The organism is Streptomyces sp. WAC 04229 (genome assembly GCF_003947455.1).
Taxonomy (GTDB): domain Bacteria; phylum Actinomycetota; class Actinomycetes; order Streptomycetales; family Streptomycetaceae; genus Streptomyces.
The window spans coordinates 1-5,772 of sequence record NZ_QHJH01000293.1; the positions used below are offsets into that span (position 1 = coordinate 1).

3 protein-coding genes are annotated in these 5,772 nt (G+C 76.9%); all 3 read right to left on the reverse strand.

Annotated features, from left to right (window positions below; translation table 11 throughout):
• Positions 1–302 precede the first annotated feature (302 nt).
• Positions 303–1,565: a CdaR family transcriptional regulator gene (locus tag DMH12_RS36650; protein ID WP_125495616.1), complete on the reverse strand. Its 1,263-nt coding sequence runs from the start codon at positions 1,563–1,565 to the stop codon at positions 303–305.
• Between the two features lie 118 nt (positions 1,566–1,683).
• The gene (locus DMH12_RS36655) at positions 1,684–4,419 is read right to left on the reverse strand and encodes a helix-turn-helix transcriptional regulator (protein ID WP_125495617.1); all 2,736 of its coding nucleotides are present in this window, start codon (positions 4,417–4,419) and stop codon (positions 1,684–1,686) included.
• 194 nt (positions 4,420–4,613) lie between these two features.
• A complete protein-coding gene (locus DMH12_RS36660) occupies positions 4,614–5,531 on the reverse strand; it encodes a dienelactone hydrolase family protein (protein ID WP_125495618.1) in 918 nt (305 codons plus the stop codon).
• Positions 5,532–5,772 lie beyond the last annotated feature (241 nt).

Here is a 5,772-nt window from a genome sequence, read left to right on the forward strand (position 1 = left end):
GTGGTGGGGCGGGTGTGGCCGCGGGAGCGGGCGGGAGTGCGGTGGCGCGGCACGTCGGCCCGCCGGGGGCGATGAGCGGGCAGGTCTGCCGCGGGGAGGCGACGTATGTGTTCGCGCGGCGGGAGCGGGTTGTCGCTCCACATGGCGCGCGGCCGTAGGGGGGCGGCTGGCCCGCCGTGCGCGGGTGCGGGTCGAGGCCGCCCCCGGTGGAGCGGTGGGGGTGGTGCGTGTGGGACGCGGGCGGACGCTCGACGCCGCCACCACGCCCACCGTCCGTGACGGGGTGGTCGGGCTCACCCGGGTCAGTCGTGGAGTACCCGTCGCGCCGTCAGCGCCAGGCTGATCTCGACGACGTCGGCCGGGCGGGCCAGGGAGCGGCCGGTCAGTTGTTCGCAGCGGCGGAGGCGGTTGAGGACCGTGTTGCGGTGGCAGTAGAGGCGTTCACCGGCCCGCTGGGCCGAACCGTCGCAGTCCAGCCACGTGGTGAGGGTGTCGAGCAGCACCTCTCGGTCGGCGGCCTCCAGGCGGAGCAGCGGGCCGAGCACCCGGTCCGCGAGGGCCCGGCCCAGCTCGGGGCTGGAGACGACCAGGGCGGCGGGAAGCTCGTCGGCCAGCCGCACCGTGCCGCCGGCCGAAGGGCAGATCTCCAGGGCGGTGTCCGCGAGCCTGCGGGCGTCGCCTACGGCGGCGAGACCGTCGACCGGGCTGCCGACTCCGATACGCAGGCCGGGGAAGGGGCTGTGCGGTTCGAGGAGCCCGCCGTCGGCGTCCGTGAGGACGATGCCGTAGTCGACCTCCGCCCCCGCGTGCCAGTGGACGCGGGTGCCCGGCGGCAGGGCGGCGGCGCGGGCCGCGTCGGGACGGGCGGACGGTCCCCCGGTGACCGCGACCACGACGTACCGGCCCTGTTCCGGCAGGTCCAGCACCTGGGCGGCCTCCGGCAGGTCGGCGATGCGGCTGGTGCCGTCGAGCAGGCCGGCCGCCAGCAGCCGGGCCCGGTTCTCGCGGCGCCGGCCGAGCTGCCACTCGGTCTGCCGGTAGGCGTCCGCGACGAGCGTGCAGTGCTCGTCGACGAAGTTCCACACGTCGGCTGCCACGTGCACGAGCAGGCGGACGTCCTCCGGCGCGGTCCTGGACGTCTCCTCGACCAGCCGCTGCCACACCAGGGAGCCGCCGAGGCGGAAGGCGTGCAGCAGGGCGTCCAGCGGAAGGCCCTGTTCCGCTCGGGCGGCGCCGATCCGCCAGGAGCAGCGCCGGGCGGCGTCCCGCGCGCCCCGCGGGTCGAGCAGCGAGGCGACGCTGTGCCGCAGCGAACGGTGGGCCTCCTGCCAGGTCGCCGAGGGATCCTTGGTGAGGGCCGTGCGGTAAGCCGGTTCCTGTTCCTCCAGCAGGGCCACCAGCCGGTCGGTGAGGTCGGGCAGGTCGTCGAGCAGGGCGCGGGCGGCCCGATGCAGGACGCGTACGGCGTCGGCGTCCATCAACGACGCGACGCTCGGTGTCCGCGGGCGTGGCACGGGCGTCAGCCCGATGCGGATCGCTGCTCGTGACCGTACGGCGTGCTGCATCGCGGTCCTCCCCAGGGCAGGGCTCGCGGAGGTGCCCCGCGGCGGACCGTCCCGCCCGCGCCGGGCCTGCCCCCTGACTCGTCCTGCCCCGAAGGATGGCATACCGTCCGGTCGGTCCCTAGGGGCGTGCACCGGTCTTTTCGGCGGGTTCGGCCTGTTCGGCCTGCTCGACCATGCGGGCCAGCTCCAGGCGGGAGCGTACGCCGAGCGCGGCGAAGACCTTGCGGAGGTGGTAGTCGACGGTGCGGGTGCTGACCGCCAGGGTCAGGGCGACCTCCCGGTTGGTGGCGCCCTCGGCGACGTGCCGCGCGATGCGCAGTTGCTGGGGCGTGAGACGGGTAAGGGTCCCGGTGTCCGCGCCGTCCGACAGCGCCCCCAGCGCGCGCAGCTCGCCGCGCGCCTGCGCCGCCCAGACTCCGGCGCCGCAGCGGTCGAAGCCGGCCAGCGCGGTGCCGAGCCGGCCGCGGGCCTCGCGGGGTCTGCGGCGGCGCCGCAGCCACTTGCCGTGGAGCAGCGCGGTGCGGGCCCGTTCGAAGTCGCCGCCCGCCTCGTCGTGCCGGGCCAGGGCGTGCCGGAAGAGGTCGTCCGCGCGGTCCGGCGGGGCGAGGAGGGCGTGGCAGCGGGCGAGTTGGGCGGCGGCCTGCGGGTCGGCGCCGAACGCCGCCCAGCCCGCGAAGTCCGTGAGCACCTCGCGGGTCTCCTCGTGGCGTCCGGCGAGGACCGCGGCCTCCACAAAGCACGGCACGGCGAGCCGCCACACGGCGAAGTGACCGCGTCCGGGTCCCGGCAGGACGAGGAGACCGAGCCGGTCGGCGGCGTCGAAGGGGCGTCCCCGCCCGAGGTCGGCCCGGGCCGTCGCCCACTCCGCGAGGGTGGCCACCTGGGCCAGTCCGTGGCGCCGGGCGGTGTTCAGCGCGGCGGTGACGTGCCGGGCGACGACGTCCGGCTCCTCCTCGATCGACGCGGCGAGGGCGAGGATCGCCCGGTGGTGGGCGGCGGTGTTGCGCTGTCCGGTGCGCAGGGCCGTGCGCAGTCCCTCCTCCGCGTGGGTGCGGGCCTGCGGGTGCCGCCCGGCGCGCAGTTCGGCATAGGCGAGGTACTCCAGCGCCTGCGGCACCAGCGCGTCCGACCCGAGCCGGCGGGCGGCGGCCAGCGCCCGGGCCCCGCCGCGGCGGGCGGCGTCCACGTCCCCGAGCAGCAGCGCGGCCGCCGCCGATCGCAGCAGTCCCTCGGGACGGTCGTCGGTCCTCCCCCGCTCCACCACCTGCCCGAGCGGCGCGACGGCCCGGTCGATCCGTCCTTCGAGCATCGCCCGCATCCCGACGCGGTGTTCACGCACGACGGCTGCGAGGTGCCCTGCGGCAGGCAGGGGCGCGGGGTTCAGGTGGACGGGGAGGTCGTTCCGCGACTCCGGCGCGAGTGCCGCCAGGCACGCCGGCAGGTCGCCCGCCGCCCAGGCCGCGTCGGCGGCGGCCAGGGTGGCGGTGTCGGCGGCGGTGGGTGCGTCGGGGGCGAGGAGGGACGCGGCGAGCAGCAGGGACTGGTGGGCGTCGCCGACGGGTCCGTCCCGCAGCTCCGTCAGTCCCCGCACCAGTTCGGCGCGGCCCCGGACAGCGGCAGGGGCGGCGCTGTCGCGGGCGGCGGTGAGCAGCGGGCGGGCCCGCTCGGGGCGACCGGCGAGCAGGGCCTGCTCGGCCGCGGCCGTGTACCGCTCGGCCCGCGCGGCCGGGTCGGCCGTCAGCTCGGCGGCACGCGCGTACGCCGTCGCGCGCAGCCCGTACGGCGCGGACACCGTGCCGTCGGCCGCCGCCGCCAACCGGTTGGCCAGCCGGGGCGCGGGCGCCGGTGCGGCCAGTGACCAGGACCGATGCAGCAGCGCCGGGAGCAGGTCGCCGCCCGCCCCCAGTACGTCGGCCAGCGCGCGGTGCGCGGCGCGGCGCCGGTCCGGCGCGGCGGTGGCGAGGACCGCGCGGCGGACCAGCGCGCTGTGGAAGCGCAGCCGGTCGCCGGCCAGGGCGAGTTGGTCGGGCAGCGGTGCCGGACGGGGGCCGGGCCCGGGCTCCGGACGCAGGCGGCGCACGGCGTCGAGGACCAGCCCGGCGTCGGCGTCCGGCCCGTCCGTGGCCCGCACGGCGGCCGCCACCGTCAGCAGCAGGTCCCGCGCGTCGCCGCACGGGCCGGCCGGCGCATCGCCCGCCACCTCGGCGAGGGTCGCCGCGTCGGCCAGGGGGGCGGGCAGCGGCAGGTGCCCGCGCAGTTCGGCGGGTGACAGCCGGCGGACCAGGGCGTGCAGCAGGGCCGGGTTGCCCTCGGCCTCGGCCAGGAGCCGCTCGCGGACGGCCGGCGCCACGGCGCCGTCGGTCAGGTCGTCGAGCAGGTCGGCGGCCACCGGCGGGCTCAGCGGGTCCAGGCGGACGACGGGCAGGTGGGCGAAGTCCGCGTCGAGGGCCCGGTGTCCGGCGACGGCGAGGAGGACCCCGGTCGGGCCGGCGGGTCGCAGGCGCCGCGTCGCGCGGCCCAGCTCGGCCCGGGCCGGGGCGTCCCACAGGTGGGCGTCGTCCACGCACACGAGCACCGGGGCCGGGCCGGGCACCTCCCGCAGGGTGTCGAGCAGGTGCTCGGCGGTGGCGGGGGCGTCCGGTCCGAGTCCGGGCCCGAGGCGCAGTACGGGACCGGCCCGGAAGGAACGGGCGGCCCACTGGAGCAGGGTGGTCCGGCCCAGTCCGGGTTCGCCGGTCACCACAAGGTGGCCGCCCCGGGCGGGCAGCCCGTCCAACAGCGCGCGCACCGCGTCCTGTTGTGCGCTCCGGCCGTGGATCCGCACGGCCGTACGTACGGTCGTCTCTCCGGTCATCCCCGGGAGGTTACGCGCGCGTAACCTGGTGCGGAAGGCATCGGTCCGCAGTCTGGGGACGGCGCACCGGCCCTGCCACCTGCACGGGTGTGCCGGCGCCCAACCGGCAGGGGCGGGGGCCGTGCCCCGGCACAGCGGACCGGCGGCGGCCGCGACGTCCCCGCGGCCACCGCCGGCCGGTACCGGACGGACCGTCAGGAACCGTGCGGGCAGTTGCCCCGGTACTCCTCGATGGTCAGGCTCGGGCGGGGCAGCGGGCACAGGAACTGCTCGTAGCGGGTGTCGTTGTCGATGAACCGCTTGAGCCAGGAGATGCTGTACTTCGCGATCGTCGTGTTCGACGTGTTCGGCGAGAAGTGCGTGGCGTTGTTCAGCTCCAGGTAGGCGCGGTCCGTCCCGGACGGCAGGCCGGAGTAGAAGGGCTCGGCGTGGGAGGAGACCGGGGCGATCGTGTCTCCGTCGGCGCCGAAGATCAGCGTGGGTGTGCTGACCTCGGGCCAGCTCTTGTCCGTGTTCCAGGGGGTGAGCGGGATCGCCGCCTGCAGCGACGGCCGGGACTTGGCGGCCTCCAGGCTGCCGCCGCCGCCCATCGAGTGGCCCATGACGCCGAGCCGGCTGCTGTCGATCCGGCTGCGCACGGAGCTGCGTTCGGTCAGGTAGTCCAGGGCGGCGAGCAGTTGCCGGCCGCGGGAGTCGGGCTGGTCGAGGGTGGTGTTGGTGTCGATGGTGAACACGACGAAGCCCTGCGAGGCCAGCCGTGCGCCGAGCCAGGAGATGGAGGACTGGTACGCGGTGAAGCCCGGCGAGATCACTACGGCGCCGAACGTGCCGTCGCTGGTGCTGGTCGGGTAGTAGATGGTGCCGCCGCCGAAGCCGGTGACCGCGAGCGAGGAGACGCTGGTGTCCGCCACGGAGTACGGCCCGCGCAGTGCCTCGATGCTCGACTCGGTGGGGGCCGGGCCGCGCTCGTAGGGGTTGTCGGCGGCCTGGGCGCCGGGCCCGGTGAGGGTGCCGAGCGCGAGGACGGCGGTCACGGTCGCCGCGAGTCCGGCGAGCCGCCGCCGGGTGCTCCGGGACCCGGGCGCGGCATGGGTGTGGGGGTTCTGCTGCACGAGGGGTGGTCCTCTCTGTCGTGGCGAGCGGCCCCGCCGGTGGTCGCACACGTTCCGGAACACGTGGGGTCGCGTCCCGGGACATCCGCCGGAGGGTGTCGCCGATGGGCTGGCGGTGCCACTGTCGAGGGGCGGTGCGGCCGAGGGGATCGGCAGGATTACCGGTCTCGTGCGATGCGCGGGGCGATCGGAGGGCGGCCCGAGGCCGACATGAGGGCGACGCGGTGGGGCGGGCCGGGGC